Below are 22,744 nucleotides of genomic sequence, written 5' to 3'. Positions count from 1 at the left end.
AACCTCAGCGCGATCTAGCGAGTGCAAGGTGCGGGCCAGAGCGCTTTCAGCCTTTGCGGGAATATTAAGGGTTAAAGCTGTGCCAGAACGGCGCGGTCGTTTCGTTCTAGAACAACAGCCCCTTGGCCAGCAGCGCGTGGACGCCCTTCTCGCCGTTGACGGTCTGGGTCACGCGGAAGTCCACGGCCAGGGAGCAGAACTGATAGGCCTGCACGCGCGTCAGGGTCGAGCGGGCGGTGATGAAGTCGATCGTCTGGCGCAGGGCCTGCTTCATGGCCAGGTCGAGATCCTCGTTGAAGCCCATCAGGATGTAGTGGGTCGGCGTCTCGGCGCGCGGCCATTCGAAGGTTTCGCCAGCCTTGTGCAGCACGCCAGCCTTGTGCAGCAAGAAGGTGAAGGTCCCGGTCAGGCCCATCTCCAGCGCGTTGACGCAGACCTCGCCGTCGCCCTGACGGCCATGGCCATCGCCGACCGAGAAGTTCGCGCCCGGGACCCACACCGGCAGATAGAGAGTCGAGCCGGCGACCAGCTCCTTGTTGTCCATATTGCCGCCGTGCTCACGGGGCTCGCGGCTGGAGAGGCGGCCGTACCTAGCCGGCGGGGCGACGCCCATGGTGCCGAAGAATGGCGCCAGCGGCAGCTCTGGGCCCCACTCGGGCTTGCAGGTTCCGGCGGCGCGATCGACGGCGATGTGGCTGACATAGCGCTCGGGGAAATCCTCGGGGATCGTCCCGGCCAGGGGGCGGACGGCGCAGTACCCCCAGTCGTTGTTCGGCGCGATCGCCTCGATCCGCACCTCCAGCGTATCGCCCGGTTCGGCGCCGGCGATGGCAACGGGGCCGGTCAGGATGTGCGGGCCGATCCTCGGCGGATTGCTGTCGTGGATCGCCCGAAGCGCGGGCGGCACAACGAGCGGCGAACCTGGCGGCGGCATGACCTCGACGCCGCCCGAGACGCACTCGAAGGTGACGCTGTCGCCCGAGTTTACCGTCAGCACGGGATCGAAGGCCGCGTCGAACATGCCGAAGCGGACGGTGTCGGGGGTGGAAGCCAGCCGGTGATGCGCCATCAAGTAAGTTCCTTATTACAAGCGCATCTCGCTTCGGTAGGGGCTCAGCGGCTAGGGCTGACGGACGGTGGGAGACTCGATCGTCCCTGCCTGCTCGCGACGCGGGCGATCCTGGCCTCGGATGACGCGGGCTTGGGCGCTGCGGCCTTCCGGAGCCGCCGGGGCTGGCGACTCCCGCGAACACGGGTGTATGAAGTTTTTTCTTACTTGCTGCCTTTCGAGGGGGAGACCGCATGGCGTTGGACGCGGACACAAAGGCCTTCCTGGACCTCAAAGATCCTGAGATCGCGCCCTGGACGGCCGCCCGCGCCGCCGCGCGTGAGCTGACCTTGTCGCCGGACGTCTTGCCGAACGTGATCGACAACGTCGCCCTGCTGCGCACCCAGGCGTCCCTGTTCGTGTCGGCGCTCGGTGAGCTCGCCGGCGAGCCGCCGGAGACCTTCCAGCCGTGAGCTTCTGCAGCGTCGTCGAGATCGCCGGCGAAGTCCGCGCCGGCCGCGTCACCGCCCGGGCTGTGACCGAGGCCACCCTCTCGCGCATCCAGCGCCTGGACGGGGGGATCAACGCCTTCACCGCCGTGACCGCCGAGCGCGCCTTGGCCGCCGCCGAGGCGGTCGACGCCGAGATCGCCGCCGGCCGTCCGGTCGGTCCGCTGGCCGGCGTGCCCGTGGCGGTGAAGAACCTGTTCGACATCGAGGGTCTGGCGACCTTGGCCGGCTCGAAGATCCGCCGCGCCGCCGCGCCGCCCGCCCACGACGCGACGTTGGTCCGACGCCTGACCGCCGCCGGAGCGATCCTGGTCGGGGCGCTGAACATGGACGAGTTCGCCTACGGCTTCGTCACTGAGAACGCTCATGACGGGCCGGTTCACAACCCACACGACCCCAGCCGGATCGCTGGCGGATCGTCGGGCGGTTCGGCGGCGGCGGTGGCGGCGGGGCTGGTTCCCCTGACCCTTGGTTCGGACACCAATGGCTCGATCCGCATCCCTGCCAGCCTGTGCGGCGTGTTCGGCTTGAAGCCCACCTATGGCCGCCTGTCGCGCCAAGGGGTGTTCCCGTTCGTCGAGAGCCTGGACCATGTCGGCCCGTTCGCGCGATCGGTCGAGGACCTGGCCCTGGCTTACGACGTGCTGCAGGGCCCCGATCCCGAAGGCGACCCCCTTTGCGTCCGCGACGCCGAGCCTTTGGCCGGTCGGCTCGACGACCTGGCCGAGCGCCCCTTGCGGTTCGGCGTGCTGGGCGGCTGGTTCCAGCAGGGCGCCTTCCCCGAGGTGCTCGAGGCCCTGGCCCGTGTCGGCTCGGCGCTGAAGGCCGATGACCTCGTCACCTTGCCGAACGCGGTCGCCGCCCGGGCCGCGGCCTTCTGCCTGACCGCCTTCGAGGGCGGCGAGCTGCATCATGACGACCTCGCCCGCCGCGCCATGGACTACGACCCGGCGGTCCGCGACCGCCTGCTGGCCGGCGCCCTGCTGCCGGAAGGCGTGCACGAGGCGGCCCAGCGCTTCCGCACGATCTTCCGCGACGAGGTTCGCGAGGCCTTCCAGCGCTACGACATCCTGCTGGCCCCGTCGTCGGTCTGTCCCGCCCCGCCGATCGGCCAGGCGACCATGGAGATGGATGGCGTACCCGTCTCAGTGCGCAAGAACCTGGGCGCCTTCACCCAGCCGATCAGCTATATCGGCCTACCGGTGGTGGCCGCGCCGGTGAACCGGCCGGGCCAACTGCCGATCGGCGTGCAGATCATCGCCCCGGCCTGGCGCGAGGACCTGGCCTTCGCCGCCGCCCTGCGCCTGCAGCGCGAGGGCGTCGTGGCCGCCCATCCCCCGAAGGGCGCCCTATGATCGTCAACGATCCCGCCGTGCTGGCCGAGGTGACGGCTCTGGTCGACGCCTATGAGGCGGCGCTGATGAGCAACGACGTCGAGGCCTTGGACGGCGCTTTCTGGAACTCGCCCCACACGGTGCGGCTGGGCGTGGCCGAGAACCTGTGGAGCTTCGACGAGATCGCCGCCTTCCGCGTCGGCCGGGCCGGCGGCTCGCCGCCGCGCACCCGCCTGCGCACGGAGATCACCACCTTCGGCGCGGACGTCGCCGTCGCCCATGTCGAATTCCGCCGCGACGACAGCGGCAAGATCGGCCGCCAGAGCCAGACCTGGATCCGCACCCAGGACGGCTGGAAGGTCGCCTCGGCGCACGTGTCCCTGATGCAAGGCGGGGCCGACCAGCGTCTCGCCTCAAACGAAGAAAAGCGCTAGAGCCCGCGAATGACGACCCCGACCAAGATCATTTTCGACACCGATCCCGGCATCGACGACGCCATGGCGCTGCTGTTCATCGAGGCGAGCCCCGCCCTCGACCTGATCGCGGTGACGACCATCTTCGGCAATTCCGACATCGAGACCACGACGCGCAATGCGCTGTACCTGAAGGACCGCTTCGGTCTGAAGGCCCCGGTCTACAAGGGGACCGACAAGCCGCTGACCCGGCCGCGCAATCCGTCGCCGACCTTCGTGCACGGCGAGAATGGCCTGGGCGATGTCGAGCTGACGGGCCTTGTCCCCGCCCAGCCGGAAGCCAAGCCGGCCCACCAGGCGATCATCGACCTGGCCCGCCAGTATCCGGGCGAGGTGGTGTTGTGCGCCGTCGGTCCGCTGACCAACCTGGCCCTGGCGCTGAAGGCCGATCCCGAGGTCGCGACCTTGCTGAAGTCCGTCGTCATCATGGGCGGCGCGTTCGGCGTGGCCGGCAAGCCGGGCAATGTCACGCCGGTGGCCGAGGCCAATATCTGGAATGACCCGGAAGCCGCCGACCAGGTGTTCACCGCCCCCTGGAACCTGACCGCCGTCAGCCTGGACGTGACCACCCAGGTGGTGATGTCGCCGGACTATATGGAGGCGTTGGCCGCCACGGGCAGCGATGCCGGCGAATTCCTCAACGCGATCTCCAAGCCCTATGCGGCGTTCTACGGCGGTCGCGACGGCATCGTCGGCTGCTGCGTGCACGACGCCGCGGCGGTGGCCTTCGTGATCGACCCGACGCTGTTCAAGGTGCGCCGCGGTTCGGTGCGCGTGGTGACCGAGGGCGTGGCCCTGGGCCAGACCTGCCAGGCGCCGGAAGGCGAGCTGTTCGGGCCGTCGGCCTGGGACGACCAGCCGATCCAGGCCGCGACCGTGGCGGTCGATGGCGCGCGGCTTCTGAAGCTCTACGCGGAGACGATGGGCGCTTAGCGCCTGTACCGCTCCACGCCCGCCAGATAGGTCCGGGCCACTACCCGGTCATCGCCCAGCACGGTCAGCGCGAAGAGCTTGTTCTCCAGGCTCTTCGCCCCGGCCAGCCGTCGCGCCAGCAGCGGCGTCGCGGCCAGATCCAGCACCACGAAGTCGGCCTCCTTGCCGGGCTCCAGATTGCCGATCTTGTCGCCCAGATCCAGCGCCCGCGCCCCGCCCAGGGTCGCCAGGTATAGGGCGTGGAACGGATCCAGCGCGTCACCGCGCAGCTGGCCGACCTTGTAGGCCTCGCCCAGGGTGTGGAGGATCGAAAAGGTCGTGCCGGCGCCGACGTCGGTGCCCATGCCGACCTTCACCCCGTGCGAGCAGGCCTCCTCCAGCGGGAACAGGCCAGACCCCAGGAACAGGTTCGAGGTCGGGCAGAAGGCCACCGCCCCGCCCTTGGCCGCCAGCCGACGGAACGCCTCGCCCTTCAGATGGACGCAGTGGGCGAAGACCGAACGCTCGCGCAGCAGGCCGAAGCGGTCATAGACGTCGAGATAGTCCTTGGCCGCCGGGAACAGGCGGGCCGTCTCTTTGATCTCGTGGATGTTCTCCGACAGGTGGGTCTGCATCCAGACATCGGGATGCGCCGCCAGGACCTCGCCGGCCATGGCCAATTGCTCGTCGCTACAGCTGATCGCGAAGCGCGGGGTGACGGCGTAGCCGAGGCGGCCCTTGCCGTGCCAGTCGGCGATCAACTGCTCCATGTCGGCGCGGCTGCTCTCGACCGTGTCGGTCAGGCCGTCCGGCGCGTTGCGGTCCATCAGCGCTTTGCCGGCGATCAACCGCATGTCGCGCTCATAGGCCTCGTCGAACAGGGCGTCGACCGAGAGCTTGTGCACCGAGCCGAACACCAGCGCCGTGGTGGTGCCGTTGCGCAGCAGCTCGTCGATGAAGAACGCCGCCGTGTCGGTCGCGTGCTTGGGATCGGCGAAGGCCGCCTCGGCCGGAAAGGTGTGCTGCTCCAGCCAGTCCAGAAGCTGCTTGCCGTGGGCGGCGATGACGTCGACCTGGGGGAAGTGGATGTGGGTGTCGATGAAGCCCGGCGTGATCAGATGCCCGGTCAGATCGTGCAGTTCGGCGTCGCCCAGCCACGGCGACAGCTCGGCATAGGCGCCGCAGCCGGCGACGCGGCCGTCCTCGACCAGCAACAGGCCGTCCTCGTGGAAGGCCACGGCCTCCGCGTTCTTGGTCGGATCATCCACGAGGTGGAGGATCGACGCCCTATAAGCTTGCACTGGCGTTCTCGTCGTTTCGAATGCGCGCCGCTTCCTGGCGCATCAGAAGGTCGGCCGCCACCGAGACCGCGATCACCTCCGGCGCCTTGCTCTTCAACTGCGGCAGGCCGATGGGACTGGTCAGGCGGGTCAGCACCGCCTCCGAGAAACCATCATCGCGTAACCGGCTCATGAACCTGGCGCGCTTGGTCTTCGAACCGATGACGCCGAAGAAACAAAATCCGCCGCCGGCCAGGCCAGCCGAGACCAGCGCATAGTCGAGGGCGTGGTCGTGGGTGAGAACCAGACCGTAGGCGTCGGGGCTCGCGCCCATGGCCTTGGCGGCCACCTCGGCGGGCGCCAGCACCGTGACGCCGGGGATGTCGGCGGTCTCGGGACGGGTGTCATACCAGGCCAGGCGGAACGGCAGCGGCTCGAAGGCCCTGGCGATCGCCTGGCCGACATGGCCGGCGCCGAACAGCAGCAGCGGCGGACGCGGCGCGTCGGCGCGCTCGACCATCACCTCGCCCAGCTCCGGTCGCGCCCCGCGCGCGGTGGCCGGGGCCTTGCCGAATGAGACCGCGGGTCCTGCGCCATCCGTGGCCAGGATCGGCGTGACCACCTTGGTCAGCAGGCCGGGGTCGAAGCGGGTGCGTACCTCGAACGGCTGAGCGGCGTCCATCCGCCTGGCGGCTTCGGTCAACCAGTCGCGGCTGTTGTCGTTCAGGCGCTCCAGCAACAGGCGCACTCGGCCGCCGCAGCACTGGGCCAGCAACGGCCCCAGCGGATAGTCCTGGATCGCGAAATGGGCCTGGCCGGCATCCAGCATCCGCCGGGCCTGGTCGGCGACGCGATATTCCAGATTGCCGCCGCCGATCGTGCCGGACTGCCCGCCCCGCCAGACGACCATCTTGGTCCCGGCCTCGCGCGGGGCCGAGCCCTCGGTGGCCAGCACGGTGACCAGGGCCGCCTCGTCGTGCGCATCCAGCCTGGCCAAGGCCGCACGCGCCCAGTTCCGGCTCATGCGCCCCCTCCGTCGCGGCGCGTATTCGCACCGCGCCACCTCCTCCGTTTCACGGGGGAGGAGAAGACGCTCCTCTCCTCCCCCGCCTGCGGGGGAGGTGGATTGCTGCGGATACGCAGCGAGACGGAGGGGGCGCTAAGCATTCGCCGCCCTCACCCGCACATCCTCGCAGGCCATCAGGATCGCCTCGGGCGTGGCGGGCGCGTCCAGCTGGGGAAACACCCGGTAGCCTCCGACGCTGGCGACAGCGTGGTTGATCGCGCTGTAGACCGAGATCGCCAGCATCAGCGGCGGCTCGCCCACGGCCTTGGAGCGGTGCACTGTCGCCTCGACATTGCGGCCAGCCTTCCACAGGCGGACGTCCAGATGCGCCGGGCGGTCGCCGATGGTCGGGATCTTGTAGGTCGAGGGCGCGTGGGTCCGCAGCCGCCCCTGCGCGTCGTAGACCAGCTCCTCCGTCGTCAGCCAGCCCATGCCCTGGATGAAGCCGCCCTCGATCTGGCCCAGGTCGATGGCCGGGTTCAGGGACTTGCCGACGTCGTGCAGGATGTCGGCGCGGGTGACCTTCATCTCGCCGGTCAGGGTGTCGATCAGCACCTCGCTGCAGGCCGCGCCATAGGCGAAGTAGTAGAACGGCCGGCCCGTATGCGTGGCGCGGTCGTAGTGGATCTTGGGCGTGGCGTAGAAGCCAGTCGCCGACAGCGACACCCGCGCCAGATAGGCCTGGCGGGCTAACCAGCCGAACTCGAACGTTTCCGCGCCGACGCGAACGCCGTCCGGCGTGAAGGCGATATCGTGCGGCGCGACGCCCCACTTCGCGGCGGCGAACTCCACGAGCCGCGCCTTGATGGTCTCGGCCGCGTTGAGGGCCGCCATGCCGTTCAGGTCCGCCCCCGACGAGGCGGCGGTAGCCGAGGTGTTGGGCACCTTGTCGGTCACGGTCGCGGTGATCTTCACGCGGCCGATCTCGACCTGGAAGGCGTTGGCGACGATCTGGGCGATCTTGATGTTCAGCCCCTGTCCCATCTCGGTCCCGCCGTGGTTCAGCATGATCGAGCCGTCGGCATAGAGGTGGATCAGCGCCCCGGCCTGGTTCAGGTGCGTCGTCGTGAACGAAATGCCGAACTTCACGGGCGTCAGGGCAATGCCCTTCTTCAGCACCGGGCTGGTCCGATTGAACGCCTCGATCTCGCGGCGACGGGCGACATAGGCGCAGGAGGCGGCCAGCTCGTCGATCAGCTGCGGCGCGACATTGTCCTCGACCACCTGGTGGTAGGGCGTCAGGTTGCGACCCTCGCCGCCATAGAGGTTGCGGCGACGCACCTCCAGCGGGTCGAGCCCGGTGGCGGCGGCGACCGCGTCCATCACCCGCTCGATGGCCAGCATGCCTTGCGGTCCGCCAAAGCCCCGGAAGGCCGTGTTCGAGACCGTGTGGGTCTTGAAGCGGTGCGACAGGATTTCGACCGCCGGCAGGAAGTAGGTGTTGTCGGCGTGGAACATCGCCCGGTCGTTGATCGCCATCGACAGGTCGGTCGTCGCCCCGCAACGCGAGGCCAGTTCCAGCGACAGGCCCGCCAACCGGCCGTCGTCGTCGAAGCCGACATCGTAGGCGACTTCGAAGTCATGCCGCTTGCCGGTCATGACCATGTCCTCGTCGCGGTCTGGACGGCACTTGGCGGCGCGGCCGGTCTTCACCGCGACCAGGGCGGCGGCGGCGGCGAACAGCGAGGCTTGCGTCTCCTTGCCGCCGAAGCCCCCGCCCATGCGCCGCACCTCGACGGTGACGGCGGTGTGCGGGCGATCCAGCACGCGAGCGACCAGGTGCTGGACCTCGCTGGGGTGCTGGGTCGAGGACCAGATGTGGACGTCGCCATCTTCGCCCGGCGTCGCCAGCGCGACCTGGCCTTCGAGATAGAAGTGGTCCTGGCCGCCGATCGCGAACCGACCCTGGACGCGGCGCGGCGCGGTCGCCAGCGCGGCCTGGGCGTCGCCCCGCGCCATGCGCTGGCTGGCCTCGATCGTCAGGTCCATCGCACGCGCGGCGGCGATGTCGACGGCGACCGGCAGGTCTTCGTACTCGACGACGGCCTTGGCGGCGGCAGCGCGGGCGGCGGCGATCGAGGTGGCCGCCACGGCGAACAGGCTCTGGCCGACGCAATAGACCTCGCCTTCAGCGAACAGCTTGTCGTCGTGGAGGACCGGGCTCACGTCGTTCTCGCCGGGAATGTCATCGGCCGACAGCACCAGCACCACGCCGGACGCGGCGCGGACGGCCGAGAGGTCCATCTTCGTGATCCTGGCGTGCGCCTTCGTGCTCATACCCAAGGCAACGTGCAGCAGGCCCGCAGGCTCGGGCATGTCGTCGATATAGACCGCCGAGCCCGCGACGTGCCGCGCGGCGCTGTCATGCGGCATCGGGGCGGACACGCCTTGGAAGGCGCTGCTCTGCACAGGTGCGGTCGCGGCGGAGTCAGCCATGGGCGCTCTCCGGCCCGACACTTTCTGGAATGACGCGCGTTTCAGCGCCGGCGTCCTGGCTCTCCAGGAACACCTTGCGCAGCATGTTCCGCGCGGTCAGGGACCGGTAGGCGGCCGAGGCGCGCATGTCGCTCATCGGCGCGTAGTCGGTCTCGAGCGCAGCCATGGCGGCCTCGACGGTCGACTCGGTCCAAGGCTGATCCACCAGCGCCGCCTCGCAGGCCTTGGCCCGCTTGGGCGTGCCGGCCATGCCGCCGAACGCGATGCGGGCATCGGTGACGAGGCCGCCCGCGATCGCCATCGAGAACGCCCCGCACACCGCCGAGATGTCCTGGTCGAAACGCTTGGTCAGCTTGAAGACCTTGAAGATCCGGTCCGCCGCCAACTTCGGCGCGATCACCGCCTCGACGAACTCGCCCGGCCGGCGGTCCTGCTTGCCGTAGTCGAGGAAGAAATCCTCCAGCGCCAGTTCGCGCCGCGCCTCGCCCCGCCGCAGAACGAGCGTCGCCCCCGCCGCGATCAGCGCCGGCGGCATGTCGCCGATCGGCGAGCCGTTGGCGATGTTGCCGCCGATCGTGCCGCTGTTGCGCACCTGAGTAGAGCCCAGCCGCCGCATCATGGCGCCGAGATCCGGATACAGCCTGGCCACCGCCTCGATGGCGTCCACATAGCGAACGCCCGCGCCGATCCGCAGGCCTTCGGCGGTCTCCTCCAGCACCTTCAGTTCAGCGACCTCGGACACGCTGATCAGGGTCGGCAGCGGACGCCGCTGCTTGGTGACCCACAGGCCGACATCGGTGGCGCCGGCCACGATCGTCGCGTCCGGATGGTCCAGATAGGCCTTGGCCAGCTCATCGACGGTGCGCGGCGACAGCCACGTCCGGGTGACGCCGTGAATCTCGTCCCCGTAGGTGAGGCTCAGCAACGTCTCATCGCGCACGGCCGACAGATCGACCGCCGGCGCCGCCTCGGTCGCCACGCCCTTGGCCACCTCGATGATCGGGCCATAGCCTGTGCAGCGGCAGAGGTTCCCGGCCAAGACCTCACCGACCGGCGCGGACGCTCCCTTGGCCGCGATCGCTCGGCCGTACAGCGACATGACGATGCCCGGGGTGCAGAAGCCGCATTGCGAGCCGTGCTTGTCGACCATGGCCTGCTGCACCGGATGCAGCGCGCCACCTTTAGCCAGGCTCTCGACCGTCAGCAGCGCCTTGCCGTGCAGCATGGGCAGGAACTGGATGCAGCTGTTCACCGCCCGCCAGGAGACGGCGTCGCCGTCCGCCTCGCCGACCAGCACCGTGCAGGAGCCGCAGTCGCCCTCTGCGCAGCCCTCCTTGGTCCCGGTCCGGCGCATCGGCCCGCGCAGGTGCTCCAGCAAGGTCGTCGTCGGGTTAGCTCCGCGAACCTCGTGCGCCTCGCCGTCCAGCAGAAAGCGGATCGTCTCGCCCATCAGCTGCCCCGGTAGGTGGAATAGCCGTACGGCGACACCAGCAGCGGCACGTGCCAGTGCTGCTCGACGTTCGAGACGGCGAAATCGATAACCACCACATCCAGGAACGGCGGGTCGGTGACCGGCAGGCCGGAGGCCGCGAAATGGTCTCCGATCGCGAATTCCAGGCGGTAGGCGCCGACCTCCAAGTCCTCGCCGGCGACAAGCCGCGCACGGCCGTCGGTATCGGTGCGGAATTCCGCCAGCAGCGAAAGGTCAGAGCCTTCACGCCGTGACACCCGGACCGTCACACCAGCCGCCTGCTTCCCGGCCGCCTGGTCGAGGATGTGTGTCGTCAGTCCGCTCATGCTCCGCCCTCGGATCTCATTGCCGAGTCGATGCTCGGTTGCTCGGGGCGCCCTGTCCAGCACCATGCCCCTCTAGGCCGCCCAGGAAGGAGGAGCGCCGAGGAACGGGGCGGACGGCGCCCGAAGCACAGGCAATATATAATAGATTTATTACTTATGAGAGCCGGAATTGCGCTGGAATGACCGTGCCAATTGGTACCGCTACCAACAAAAATCGCGTGTGAGGCGGCGAAGGGTTGGAATTGCCGGGCCAACACCGTTAGCAAAGGTTCCGACGCTTCGCAGTGAGATGAAGCCGCTGGGGCCTGTCCGAAAGCCAGGCGCCGATCAAAAACCAAGACGCGTGACGGCCGCCGAAACCGATATCCCCTTCGGCCGTCACGCTTGCCAACGCGCCGCGCAGGCCGCCCAGAGGAACGATCTATGGACGAGGATTTCCGTAAAGCCGCCCTGGACTACCACCGTCTGCCGCGGCCCGGGAAACTGGCCATCGAGGCCACCAAGCGCATGGCCACCCAGCGCGACCTGGGCCTGGCCTATTCCCCCGGCGTCGCCGCGCCCTGCGAAGCCATCGCCGCCGATCCCGACAAGGCCCGCGACTACACCGCGCGCGGCAATCTGGTGGCCGTGATCTCCAACGGCACCGCCGTGCTGGGCCTGGGCAATATCGGTCCGCTGGCCAGCAAGCCGGTGATGGAGGGCAAGGCCGTCCTGTTCAAGAAGTTCGCCGGCATCGACGTGTTCGATATCGAGGTCGACGCCGACGACCCCGACCGCTTCATCGAGGTGGTGGCGGCGCTGGAGCCCACCTTCGGCGGCATCAATCTCGAGGACATCAAGGCCCCTGAGTGCTTCATCATCGAGCGCACCCTGCGCGAGCGGATGAACATTCCGGTCTTCCACGACGACCAGCACGGCACCGCCATCGTCTGCGCCGCCGCCGTCCGCAACGCGCTGCTCGTGCAGGGCAAGATGCTGAAGGACGTCAAGCTCGTCACCTCGGGGGCCGGCGCGGCCGCCCTGGCCTGCGTCGACCTGCTGGTCTCGATGGGCCTGCCCGTCGAGAACGTCACCCTGACCGACATCAAGGGCGTCGTTTACGCCGGTCGCGACGACGACATGCTCGACAACATGGCCCGCTATGCGCGCCAGACCGACGCTCGCACCCTGTCCGAGGTGATCGCCGGCGCCGACATCTTCCTGGGCCTCTCGGCTCCGCGCGTGTTCAAGGCCGAGTGGCTGCCGCTGCTGGCGCCGAACCCGCTGATCCTGGCCATGGCCAACCCGGAGCCGGAGATCCTGCCCGAACTGGTCTATGCCGCCCGCCCCGACGCCATCATGGCCACGGGCCGCAGCGACTACGCCAACCAGGTCAACAACGTCCTCTGCTTCCCCTTCATCTTCCGCGGCGCGCTGGATGTCGGCGCCAGCGAGATCAACGAGGCGATGAAGGTCGCGGCCGTCGAGGCGATCGCCGAACTGGCCCGCGCCGAGGCCTCCGAAGTCGTGGCCACGGCCTATGGCGGCGTCGCCCCGGTGTTCGGCGCGCAATACATCATCCCCAAGCCATTCGACCCGCGCCTGATCCTGCAGATCGCGCCGGCCGTCGCCAAGGCGGCCATGGATAGCGGCGTGGCCACCCGGCCGATCACCGACTTCGACGCCTACCAGGCCGAGCTGGAGCTGTTCGTCTACCGCTCGGGCCAGCTGATGCGGCCGGTGTTCGAGCGGGCCCGCAAGGCCCCGGTCAAGGTCGCCTATGCCGAGGGCGAGGACGAGCGCGTGCTGCGCGCCGTCCAGACCGTGGTCGATGAAGGCCTGGCTCACCCCGTGCTGGTCGGCCGCCGCGAAGTGATCAAGGCCAAGGTCGCCGAGATGGGCCTGCGCCTGGACCTGGGCGGCAAGGTCGAGATCGTCGATCCCTATACCGACAAGGAGCTGTTCGGTCCGCTGGTCGCCGACTACCAGAAACTGGTGGGTCGCCGCGGCGTCCCGCCAACGGCCGCCGAGCGCCGCGTCGAGGGCCGCCGCACCGTGGCCGCCTCGATGCTGCTGTCGTCGGGCTATGTCGAGGCCGCCTTGGTCGGCGGCAGCGGCGACTGGTGGCAGCACATGACCTACGCCCTGCCGATCATTCCGCGCCGCGAGAACGTCAGCCGCGTCTACGCACTGTCGACCCTGATCCTCGACAACGGCACGCTGTTCTTCTGCGACACCCACGTGAACGTGGATCCGACCGCCGAACAGGTGGCCGAATGCACCCAGCTGGCCGCCGAGGCCGTGCGGCGGTTCGGCCTGACGCCCAAGGCCGCCCTGCTTTCGCACTCCTCGTTCGGCGCCAGCAACTCGCCGACCGCTCGAAAGATGCGCGAGGCCCTGGCGATCCTGCGCGAGCAGGCGCCGGATCTCGAGGTCGACGGCGAGATGCACGCCGACGCCGCCCTCAGCCAGCATCTGCGGGATCGCATGGTCGCCGACAGCCCGCTGAAGGGCTCGGCCAACCTGCTGGTGATGCCGACGCTCGACGCGGCCAATATCGCCCTGACCCTGCTGAGCGCCGCCACGGAATCCCTGCTGGTCGGGCCGATCCTGCTGGGCATGAGCAGGCCGTTGCACGTACTGGTGCCCAGTGTCACCGCGCGCGGCATCGTCAACCTGACGGCGCTCAGCGTGAATCAGGCGGCTTCGGAACGGGCGGGTCAGGCAACCTGACGGCCGCCGAAGCCAGATCCGGAATGCTGAAAGGCCGCCCAGATGGGCGGCCTTTTTCAGGACCGGAGGGCGCCAGGGAAGCCGCTACTGAAGCTTACCCAAAACGCCGAAAGGCCCCGTCCGACGTTTACCGTCGGCGGGGCCCCTCAAAAGTGTCCGAAAGGCCGTCCGTCCGGGCGGCCTTTTCGCTAGCGCGTCTTAGAGGATGCGCAGGTTGCCGGCCGAGGTCTTGCCCGAGCGGCGGTCCTGTTCAAGCTCGTAACCGACTTGCTGACCTTCGTTCAGGCCGCGCAGGCCGGCGCGTTCCACGGCCGAGATGTGCACGAAGATGTCGCCACCGCCGTTGTCCGGCTGGATGAAGCCAAAGCCCTTGGTGGTGTTGAACCACTTCACGACGCCCGTGCCGGCTTCACCGCCGCCACCGCCGCCGCCACCACCGTAGCCGCCGCCACGCGGGGCGTCGAAGCTGCGCGGCGGACGAGCGCCACCGGGGCCACCACGCGCGCCGCCACCGGCCGGCACGGCGCCTTGGCCCGTGACGCGCAGGTTGCCGGCCGAGGTCTTGCCCGAGCGACGATCTTCTTCCAGCTCGTAGTTGACCTGGTCACCTTCATTCAGACCAGCCAGGCCCGAACGTTCAACCGCGGCGATGTGGACGAACACGTCCTGGCCGCCGTCCTCGGGCTGAATGAAACCAAAGCCCTTGGCCGGGTTGAACCACTTAACGACACCGTTCGCCATATTATCCTCAAACACCTCAATCGACGGGCTGATAGTCGGCCCGCGTCCTTCCGACGGAAGTCATGACGCAAAACCGCGTCATGCGCTATGGGCTTTGAACGGAGAAAATCGGCTGTAAGGCGGCGAAGTCCACAAAAATTCGCGCTTCAGGCAGCGAGCGTTGCGTTTATGCCACTTATGATTGCACGTTTAGATACAAAAAAGCCCTATCCGCGCGCGGACAGGGTGGGTGGTATAGCGGTCTAGGCCTTGGGTGCGGGGACAGGATTTGAACCTGTGACCTTCAGGTTATGAGCCTGACGAGCTACCGGGCTGCTCCACCCCGCGTCAGGGTGTTGTGAGATTGTGATGCAGGGTTTGTGGACTTGAAGACGATATCCTTTTGGCGGACCTGGCGGCGACCTACTCTCCCGCGCCTTGAGACGAAGTACCATTGGCCCAGGGGGACTTAACGACCGAGTTCGGAATGGGATCGGGTGGGGAACCCCCGGCAAAGCCACCAGGTCAGCGAAAAGGATATCGCTCATCCCGTTGGGTTTAAGCCCATTGGGGTGAGGATTGTGAAGAAGACATCAGTGTCTGAAGTAGAGCCATGCGATTGCATGGGTTTGACTGAAGAACGATCAAGCCTATCGAGCTATTAGTACCGGTAAGCTCCATGCGTCGCCGCACTTCCACACCCGGCCTATCAACGTGGTGGTCTTCCACGGCTCTCAGCGAGACCTTGTTTTGAGGTTAGTTTCCCGCTTAGATGCTTTCAGCGGTTATCTATTCCACACTTAGCTACCCTGCTGCACAGCTGGCGCCATGACAGGTCCACCAGAGGTGTGTCCATCCCGGTCCTCTCGTACTAGGGACAGATCCTCTCAAGTCTCGTACACCCACGGCAGATAGGGACCAAACTGTCTCACGACGTTCTGAACCCAGCTCACGTACCACTTTAATCGGCGAACAGCCGAACCCTTGGGACCTGCTCCAGCCCCAGGATGTGATGAGCCGACATCGAGGTGCCAAACTTTGCCGTCGATATGGACTCTTGGGCAAAATCAGCCTGTTATCCCTAGAGTACCTTTTATTCGTTGAGCGATGGCCCTTCCACGCAGGACCACCGGATCACTATGGCCGACTTTCGTCTCTGCTCGACTTGTCAGTCTCGCAGTCAGGCGGGCTTATGCCATTGCACTCGACGACCGATTTCCGACCGGTCTGAGCCCACCATCGCGCGCCTCCGTTACACTTTGGGAGGCGACCGCCCCAGTCAAACTGCCCGCCACGCCATGTCCCGGACCCGGATAACGGGCCGCGGTTAGACGTCAGCAACAATAAGGGTGGTATTTCAAGGATGGCTCCACCGAGACTGGCGCCCCGGTTTCATAGCCTCCCACCTATCCTACACATGTTGTTGCTAACGCCAAGGCGAAGCTGCAGTAAAGGTTCATAGGGTCTTTCCGTCTGACCGCGGGAACCCCGCATCTTCACGGGGAATTCAATTTCGCTGAGCCTGTGCTGGAGACAGTGGGGAAGTCGTTACGCCATTCGTGCAGGTCGGAACTTACCCGACAAGGAATTTCGCTACCTTAGGACCGTTATAGTTACGGCCGCCGTTTACCTGGGCTTCAATTCAGAGCTTGCACCCCTCCTTTTAACCTTCAGGCACCGGGCAGGCGTCAGACCCTATACGTCGCCTTGCGGCTTCGCAGAGCCCTGTGTTTTTGATAAACAGTCGCTACCCCCTGGCTTGTGCCACTCTCATCTGGTTGCCCAAAAGAGAGTCACGCTTATCCCGAAGTTACGCGTGCAATTTGCCGAGTTCCTTCAGCACAGTTCTCTCAAGCGCCTTGGTATACTCTACCTGCCCACCTGTGTCGGTTTCGGGTACGGTCTCCGTTGGAGTTATTTCCAGGGACCTGTTCACTGCCGGGAGCAATCCAATAAGCCCCGACAATTTACCAGATCCGTCACTTCCAACTGGTTCAGGAATATTCACCTGATTCCCATCGACTACGCCTTTCGGCCTCGCCTTAGGGGCCGACTAACCCTGCGCAGATTAGCTTTACGCAGGAACCCTTGGGCTTTCGGCGAGAGGGTCTCTCACCCTCTTTATCGCTACTCATGTCAGCATTCTCACTTCCGATACCTCCAGCAAGGCTCACGCCTCACCTTCATCGGCTTACGGAACGCTCCGCTACCGCGTGCACAGAGTGCACACCCATACCTTCGGCGACTGGCTTAAGCCCCGTTACATTTTCCGCGCAGGTTCGCTTGACCAGTGAGCTGTTACGCTTTCTTTAAATGATGGCTGCTTCTAAGCCAACATCCTGGTTGTCAAAGCAAACCCACATCGTTTCCCACTTAGCCAGTACTTGGGGGCCTTAGATGATGGTTAGGGTTGTTTCCCTTTTCACGACGGACGTTAGCACCCGCCGTGTGTCTCCCGGATAGTTCTCTTGGGTATTCGGAGTTTGATTAGAATTGGTACAGCTCGCGCCGCCCGCATCCATTCAGTGCTCTACCCCCAAGGAATACGTCCGAGGCACTACCTAAATAGTTTTCGCGGAGAACCAGCTATGTCCAGGTTTGATTGGCCTTTCACCCCTATCCACAAGTCATCCGAGAATTTTTCAACATTCACCGGTTCGGACCTCCAGTAAGTGTTACCTTACCTTCATCCTGCTCATGGATAGATCACCTGGTTTCGGGTCGTCATGCGACGTACTTATTCGCCCTATTCAGACTCGCTTTCGCTGCGCCTACACCTAACGGCTTAAGCTTGCACGGCACATGAAGTCGCTGACCCATTATACAAAAGGTACGCCGTCACCACGCTCGGTGGCTCCGACTGCTTGTAGGCTTCCGATTTCAGGATCTGTTTCACTCCCCTTGTCGGGGTGCTTTTCACCTTTCCCTCACGGTACTTGTTCGCTATCGGTCATTGAGGAGTACTTAGGCTTGGAGGGTGGTCCCCCCATGTTCAGACAGGATTTCACGTGTCCCGCCCTACTCGAGTCTGTCGCTATTTGACGCTTACGGGGCTATCACCCACTATGGCTGTGCTTCCCAGCACATTCAGCTTTATGTCACGACAGCACTGGCCTGGTCCCGGTTCGCTCGCCACTACTACGGGAGTCTCGGTTGATGTCCTTTCCTCCGGGTACTGAGATGTTTCAGTTCCCCGGGTTTGCTTAATGAACCCTATGTATTCAGGTCATTATACCTCTTCTGATCAACCAATCCTGGCCCCGCCCGAAGGCGAGACTAAGTTGGGTGACCATAAAGGTGGGTTTCCCCATTCGGAGATAGCCGGATCAAAGGGTGCTCGCGCCTCCCCGGCTCTTATCGCAGCGTGCCACGTCCTTCATCGCCTCTCAATGCCAAGGCATCCGTCAGAAGCCCTTATGCGCTTGATCGTTCTCAGCAAAACCCATGCATAATCGTCTCTTGTCACTCACGTGAGAAGAGATCGAGCATGAGCTCTACCCTTAGTCAGACAATGATGTCTTCTTAAGTCCATCCTTAAACCAGGTCCGTATCCCAGGGGTGAGCTACGGTTGGCGGAGGAACCCTGCCTTCACAATGTCATTTCGCAACTGGCTTAAGAGCCAGCGCAAACTTGATCATTCCTCGATCGCGATATCTCGACCTGTCCGATGACAGGGAGATGGTGGAGCCAGACGGATTCGAACCGACGACATCCTGCTTGCAAAGCAGGCGCTCTACCAACTGAGCTATGGCCCCTCACACTCGGTGTGAGTTGCTTGCCCAGCGGGGAACTGGTCGGTTGCGGATCCGTAGGATGGAAGAGTGGTAGGCCCGATAAGACTTGAACTTATGACCTCACGCTTATCAAGCGTGCGCTCTAACCAACTGAGCTACGGGCCCATAGGCCGCTCAGATCAGACCCTCAAATGAGGACCCGCTCCAGGGCTCGCGATCGTGTCCTGAACCTCGACGGTCCAGAACAAGTGGAAAGAGAAACGAAGACGGCGGCGATCCGCTCATTTGTGTGCGTCTAGCGCACTAATTGGAGCTTCAATAACCTCGTGAGAGGCTGGAGAAGCATCCTTAGAAAGGAGGTGATCCAGCCGCAGGTTCCCCTACGGCTACCTTGTTACGACTTCACCCCAGTCGCTGACCCTACCGTGGTCGCCTGCCTCTCTTGCGAGTTAGCGCAGCGCCTTCGGGTAAAGCCAACTCCCATGGTGTGACGGGCGGTGTGTACAAGGCCCGGGAACGTATTCACCGCGGCATGCTGATCCGCGATTACTAGCGATTCCAACTTCATGCTCTCGAGTTGCAGAGAACAATCCGAACTGAGACGACTTTTAGGGATTGGCTCCCCCTCGCGGGATTGCAGCCCTCTGTAGTCGCCATTGTAGCACGTGTGTAGCCCACCTTGTAAGGGCCATGAGGACTTGACGTCATCCCCGCCTTCCTCCGGATTAACTCCGGCAGTACGATTAGAGTGCCCAGCCAAACCTGATGGCAACTAATCGCGAGGGTTGCGCTCGTTGCGGGACTTAACCCAACATCTCACGACACGAGCTGACGACAGCCATGCAGCACCTGTGTCCCAGTCCCCGAAGGGAAAGCCAGATCTCTCTGGTGGTCCGGGCATGTCAAAAGGTGGTAAGGTTCTGCGCGTTGCTTCGAATTAAACCACATGCTCCACCGCTTGTGCGGGCCCCCGTCAATTCCTTTGAGTTTTAATCTTGCGACCGTACTCCCCAGGCGGAGTGCTTAATGCGTTAGCTGCGTCACCGACATGCATGCATGCCGACAACTAGCACTCATCGTTTACGGCGTGGACTACCAGGGTATCTAATCCTGTTTGCTCCCCACGCTTTCGAGCCTCAGCGTCAGTAACGGACCAGTATGTCGCCTTCGCCACTGGTGTTCTTCCGAATATCTACGAATTTCACCTCTACACTCGGAGTTCCACATACCTCTTCCGTACTCAAGACTGCCAGTATCAAAGGCAATTCCAAGGTTGAGCCCTGGGCTTTCACCTCTGACTAAACAGTCCGCCTACGCTCCCTTTACGCCCAGTAATTCCGAGCAACGCTAGCCCCCTTCGTATTACCGCGGCTGCTGGCACGAAGTTAGCCGGGGCTTCTTCTCCGGGTACCGTCATTATCGTCCCCGGTGAAAGAATTTTACAATCCTAAGACCTTCATCATTCACGCGGCATGGCTGCGTCAGGCTTTCGCCCATTGCGCAAGATTCCCCACTGCTGCCTCCCGTAGGAGTTTGGGCCGTGTCTCAGTCCCAATGTGGCTGATCATCCTCTCAGACCAGCTAAGGATCGTAGCCTTGGTGGGCCTTTACCCCACCAACTAGCTAATCCTACGCGGGCCGCTCTAATGGCGATAAATCTTTCCCCCGAAGGGCTTATCCGGTATTAGCTCAAGTTTCCCTGAGTTGTTCCGAACCAAAAGGCACGTTCCCACGTGTTACTCACCCGTCCGCCACTAATCCCGAAGGATCCGTTCGACTTGCATGTGTTAGGCCTGCCGCCAGCGTTCGCTCTGAGCCAGGATCAAACTCTCAGGTTGAGTTGACATTGACATCAGACTTCCAGTCCCGGGGGAAAACCCAGAACCAGGTATCTGGTTTGCATAGTATCTTGACGAGTTCCCAATCACATCGATGAATTGAAAACCGAAGTTTCCAGTCCATGATATTCATGGTGTCTTCAAGAGACCGCATTTGTCAGCGTCGAAGATGAACCTTTCAGTCCATCGCCAGAGCGCCGCCGCCTGCGTTTCTCTTTCCAAATCAACAATGTCAAAGACCCGAACCGCCGGAGCGGCCCCACCGTTTAGCGCCCGGTGTCGGCGGAGGCGGCTATCTAGCGAACCTCGAATTCCGTGTCAAATCGTTTTTTTCAAAACTTTCCGACCTCACCGCCAACCAACCCGGAGGTCTTCGGCAGAGCCGGCAGCTTCTAAAGAAACCACCGAAACCAGTCAAGCTATTTCTCGAAGAAAACTTCGAAGCTATCCCGGCCGAAATACTCAAAAGCCCCGAAGAACTCTCTAGCATTTCTTGGAGGGCGGCTTCTAACGAAGCAGAACTCCCAGGTCAACCAACCTTTTCACTTTTGTTTTCTTGGAGGCCAGAGCCAGTTCAGAGCGCAAAAGGTGACCGAGGCGCGCCGCTAGGAGCGCCGTAAGTCAGAAGAGATTCGATTGAGGCTGCGGAACTTAGCGATCCACTTTCCAAAACGCAAGCCCCGAAGGCCAAGGTTTCGTCCGGTGGGCCGTGGCCCCGAAGCGAGGGGCGGCTTCTAGAGGCCCATTCCCCACCCGGCAAGCGGGGAATCGCGGATTCATCCCCAGACTGACCATTCCCCTGTGCACGAACAATGTGATCCAGGACTTGCACGAGGCCCAAGCCTCCCCCAGAAGGCTGAGCACTTCGAGCCTGTCCGTTTCGGGTGGCCCATCCGAAACGGATAGCAGGCTCGATCGCGTTAGATTGAGAGCGTGGCGGTTGCCGACACCGGCATCCCCTTTCGGCTGCAACGCTCTCGAAGGCGTCGCCTCTATATATAGGCGCGCTTACATAAGGTGACCGGCGTCCATGTTGTCTCAAAAGGCCCGCTACGCCCTGCGCGCGATGATCGAACTGGCGCGCGCGGATACCCAGGTGACCGCTGGCGAGCTGGCCGAGCGCGCCGACGCTCCCCGCAAGTTCCTGGAAGCCATTCTGCTGTCCCTCTCACGCGAGGGCCTGGTGATCAGCCGGCGCGGCAAGTTCGGCGGCTATATACTGGGCCGTCCGGCCCAGGACATCAGCTTCGCCGAGATCATTCGCCTGGTCGACGGCCCCCTGGCGCTCACCCCCTGCGTCAGCCGCACCGCCTTCCGCCGCTGTGAGGACTGCCGGGACCTGGTCACCTGCGCGCTGCGCGAGGCCCTGCTGCGAGCTCGTGACGCGACCGCCGCGGTGTTGGAAGGTTACAGCGTCGCCGACGCGGCCCAAGGCGCAGGCGCCGAACTGATCGAGGGCTGATACTCTCTCTATAGACGCACACTCTATAGAGACGGGGGCGAGGGGCCGCGATCTCGCCCCAGGGGCAAGGCGCCAGACGACCGCCCATCCCCAAGGGACGGTCGGCCATCTTCAGCGGACATATAGAGTAGAGAGACCCGACGGTTCAGCCGGCGGCGATATAGGCCTTCAGCCCCTCGGCCTCGGCCTGGGCCTCATTGATCTTGTACTTCACGAGGTCGCCGATCGAGACGATCCCGGCCAAGCGCCCGCCCCTGACCACGGGCAGGTGTCGAATCCGACGGTCGGTCATGCGCTCGAGCAGGGCGTCGATCGTCTCGTCCGGCTGAGCGAACACCACGGTGGTGCTCATGCAGTTGCTGACCGGCTTGGTCAGCGCGCCCGCGCCTTCCTTGGCGATGGCCCGAACAATGTCACGCTCCGAGAGGATGCCCACCACCGCTTCCTCGGCGTCGACCACCACCATGGCCCCGACACGTCTTGTATGAAGCAGAGCGGCCGCCGCGCCGATGGTCTCCTGTGGGGAGGCCGTGAACACGAGATCACCCTTGTCTTTCAGGATCTGAGAAACCAGCACCGCGCCTCTCCCTTATGGTTTTTAGGGAACAAGGGTCTCGCAAAGAGACCGTGCGATCAATCAGTTTCCGGCGTCCGCGGCTGAACGCCGGCCCAGCGGGCGAACGGACCGATCAGCAGGACGCCGACGGCGAAGCCCACGAGGTGCGCCTCCCAGGCCACGGCCCCGGTCCCCATGGTCAGCAGGCTGCCCGTCACAGCCATCACCAGATTGACGATCAGCCAGCCCAGACCCAGCGACAGGACGCGCGGCCCGAGGATCGGCCCGACCCGCCCTTCGTAGTCCATGGTCCGGGCGGCCGCGCCCATCAGGGCCGAGACGGCGCCGGACGCGCCGATCACCGCATTGGCGCTGTCGGGGTGGATGGCGGCATAGCCGACACCGGAAAGCGCGCCGCTGATTAGATAGAAGAGGCAGAATATGCCCCCTCCCCGGCCGTTTAGTCCCAGCAGCCGGGCCACGGGGGCGCCTAAGGCCAGGGCGAACGCGCTGTTCATCAGGGCGTGAACCCAGCCGCCATGCACGAACATCATGGTTACGGGCCCCGTCCAGGCCCCGTTCCAGAAGTCGCGCGGGACCAGGGCCAGCGACTCGACGGTCGCGTCGCTGGCGCGCAGGAGCAGCACATGCGGGACCAGGATCGAGGCCGCCGCCAACAGGGCGGGCCAGGGCGCGTTGAAGATCGGCTCGGGACGCTGCTCGCTCATGACCTTGTATCTAGGGCGTCCGACGGCGATTCGAACCACCGGCCAGCGCTCCGAATGGCGCTTAACCATTTTTTCTCGACCTGGGGTCTACACGTCGATCTGTATCTTTTTGGCACGGGTGTTGCTTGCGCTCCGTGT

At 64.7% G+C, this 22,744-nt stretch carries 15 protein-coding genes, 3 tRNA genes, 3 rRNA genes and 1 pseudogene; 6 read left to right on the top strand and 16 right to left on the bottom strand.

Features of this window, described 5'->3' with window-relative positions:
• Nucleotides 1–106: 106 nt before the first annotated feature.
• Nucleotides 107–1,072, bottom strand: coding sequence for an acetamidase/formamidase family protein (locus CSW62_RS05620; protein ID WP_199170522.1), 966 nt, complete (start codon nt 1,070–1,072; stop codon nt 107–109).
• 230 nt (nt 1,073–1,302) lie between these two features.
• Between CSW62_RS05620 and CSW62_RS05615 the strand changes: the two genes are divergently transcribed.
• The 4 genes from CSW62_RS05615 to CSW62_RS05600 are packed head-to-tail and all read left to right on the top strand — an operon-like array spanning nt 1,303 to nt 4,297.
• The gene (locus CSW62_RS05615) at nt 1,303–1,521 is read left to right on the top strand and encodes a hypothetical protein (protein WP_099576180.1); all 219 of its coding nucleotides are present in this window, start codon (nt 1,303–1,305) and stop codon (nt 1,519–1,521) included.
• The gene (locus CSW62_RS05610) at nt 1,518–2,912 is read left to right on the top strand and encodes an AtzE family amidohydrolase (RefSeq protein ID WP_099576179.1); all 1,395 of its coding nucleotides are present in this window, start codon (nt 1,518–1,520) and stop codon (nt 2,910–2,912) included. The genes CSW62_RS05615 and CSW62_RS05610 overlap by 4 nt, the downstream gene beginning before the upstream one ends.
• Complete coding sequence (hpxZ, locus tag CSW62_RS05605; RefSeq protein WP_099576178.1) at nt 2,909–3,325, top strand: oxalurate catabolism protein HpxZ; 417 nt, start codon at nt 2,909–2,911, stop codon at nt 3,323–3,325. The genes CSW62_RS05610 and hpxZ overlap by 4 nt, the downstream gene beginning before the upstream one ends.
• 9 nt (nt 3,326–3,334) lie before the next feature.
• A complete protein-coding gene (locus tag CSW62_RS05600; RefSeq protein WP_099576177.1) occupies nt 3,335–4,297 on the top strand; it encodes a nucleoside hydrolase in 963 nt (320 codons plus the stop codon).
• Here CSW62_RS05600 and guaD read toward each other — a convergent pair.
• From guaD to uraH, 5 genes are all read right to left on the bottom strand, one after another.
• On the bottom strand, nt 4,294–5,577 hold the full coding sequence (guaD, locus tag CSW62_RS05595; RefSeq protein WP_099576176.1) for a guanine deaminase: 1,284 nt from the start codon (nt 5,575–5,577) through the stop codon (nt 4,294–4,296). The genes CSW62_RS05600 and guaD overlap by 4 nt on opposite strands.
• Nucleotides 5,564–6,580 (bottom strand): xanthine dehydrogenase accessory protein XdhC, encoded by a 1,017-nt coding sequence (gene xdhC / locus CSW62_RS05590; RefSeq protein WP_099576175.1) that lies wholly within the window; start codon nt 6,578–6,580, stop codon nt 5,564–5,566. Before xdhC ends, guaD begins: the two co-directional genes overlap by 14 nt.
• A gap of 135 nt (nt 6,581–6,715) precedes the next feature.
• Nucleotides 6,716–9,058: a xanthine dehydrogenase molybdopterin binding subunit gene (gene xdhB / locus CSW62_RS05585; RefSeq protein ID WP_099576174.1), complete on the bottom strand. Its 2,343-nt coding sequence runs from the start codon at nt 9,056–9,058 to the stop codon at nt 6,716–6,718.
• Nucleotides 9,051–10,508, bottom strand: coding sequence for a xanthine dehydrogenase small subunit (gene xdhA, locus CSW62_RS05580; protein WP_099576173.1), 1,458 nt, complete (start codon nt 10,506–10,508; stop codon nt 9,051–9,053). Before xdhA ends, xdhB begins: the two co-directional genes overlap by 8 nt.
• Nucleotides 10,508–10,855, bottom strand: a complete 348-nt coding sequence (uraH, locus tag CSW62_RS05575) for a hydroxyisourate hydrolase (protein ID WP_099576172.1) — start codon at nt 10,853–10,855, stop codon at nt 10,508–10,510. The genes xdhA and uraH overlap by 1 nt, the downstream gene beginning before the upstream one ends.
• A 423-nt stretch (nt 10,856–11,278) precedes the next feature.
• Between uraH and CSW62_RS05565 the strand changes: the two genes are divergently transcribed.
• Nucleotides 11,279–13,567, top strand: coding sequence for an NADP-dependent malic enzyme (locus CSW62_RS05565; RefSeq protein ID WP_099576171.1), 2,289 nt, complete (start codon nt 11,279–11,281; stop codon nt 13,565–13,567).
• A 198-nt stretch (nt 13,568–13,765) separates the two neighbouring features.
• Here the strand turns inward: CSW62_RS05565 and CSW62_RS26815 are convergent, their stop codons facing one another.
• From CSW62_RS26815 to CSW62_RS05530, 8 genes and pseudogenes are all read right to left on the bottom strand, one after another.
• Nucleotides 13,766–13,960 carry a cold-shock protein gene (locus tag CSW62_RS26815; RefSeq protein ID WP_233206781.1) on the bottom strand — a complete coding sequence of 65 codons (195 nt, stop codon included), beginning with the start codon at nt 13,958–13,960 and terminating at the stop codon, nt 13,766–13,768.
• 144 nt (nt 13,961–14,104) lie between these two features.
• Nucleotides 14,105–14,308 (bottom strand): annotated as a pseudogene (locus tag CSW62_RS26810) (cold-shock protein); the annotation flags it as partial.
• A gap of 250 nt (nt 14,309–14,558) precedes the next feature.
• Nucleotides 14,559–14,635 (bottom strand) — tRNA-Met (locus CSW62_RS05555).
• A 62-nt stretch (nt 14,636–14,697) separates the two neighbouring features.
• A 5S ribosomal RNA gene (gene rrf / locus CSW62_RS05550) occupies nt 14,698–14,812 on the bottom strand.
• A gap of 115 nt (nt 14,813–14,927) precedes the next feature.
• Nucleotides 14,928–17,715 (bottom strand): 23S ribosomal RNA (locus CSW62_RS05545).
• Between the two features lie 252 nt (nt 17,716–17,967).
• Nucleotides 17,968–18,043: transfer RNA gene (locus CSW62_RS05540), tRNA-Ala, on the bottom strand.
• 67 nt (nt 18,044–18,110) lie between these two features.
• Nucleotides 18,111–18,187, bottom strand: a tRNA-Ile gene (locus CSW62_RS05535).
• Between the two features lie 187 nt (nt 18,188–18,374).
• Nucleotides 18,375–19,860 (bottom strand): 16S ribosomal RNA (locus CSW62_RS05530).
• The 16S, 23S and 5S rRNA genes sit together here with 3 tRNA genes alongside, the layout of an rRNA operon.
• A gap of 1,030 nt (nt 19,861–20,890) precedes the next feature.
• On the opposite strand from CSW62_RS05530, the gene CSW62_RS05520 reads away from it, so the two are divergent.
• Nucleotides 20,891–21,322: an Rrf2 family transcriptional regulator gene (locus tag CSW62_RS05520; RefSeq protein ID WP_099576169.1), complete on the top strand. Its 432-nt coding sequence runs from the start codon at nt 20,891–20,893 to the stop codon at nt 21,320–21,322.
• 145 nt (nt 21,323–21,467) lie between these two features.
• Here CSW62_RS05520 and CSW62_RS05515 read toward each other — a convergent pair whose 3' ends face one another.
• Both CSW62_RS05515 and CSW62_RS05510 read right to left on the bottom strand, forming a co-directional pair.
• Nucleotides 21,468–21,899 (bottom strand): CBS domain-containing protein, encoded by a 432-nt coding sequence (locus CSW62_RS05515; protein ID WP_099576168.1) that lies wholly within the window; start codon nt 21,897–21,899, stop codon nt 21,468–21,470.
• Between the two features lie 56 nt (nt 21,900–21,955).
• Complete coding sequence (locus tag CSW62_RS05510) at nt 21,956–22,606, bottom strand: rhomboid family intramembrane serine protease (RefSeq protein ID WP_099576167.1); 651 nt, start codon at nt 22,604–22,606, stop codon at nt 21,956–21,958.
• Nucleotides 22,607–22,744: the final 138 nt, after the last annotated feature.

The sequence above is a fragment of the Caulobacter sp. FWC2 genome, from assembly GCF_002742625.1.
GTDB lineage: Bacteria > Pseudomonadota > Alphaproteobacteria > Caulobacterales > Caulobacteraceae > Caulobacter.
Note: the sequence above shows the minus strand (reverse complement) of the source record. Positions and strands in the feature narration are given on the sequence as shown.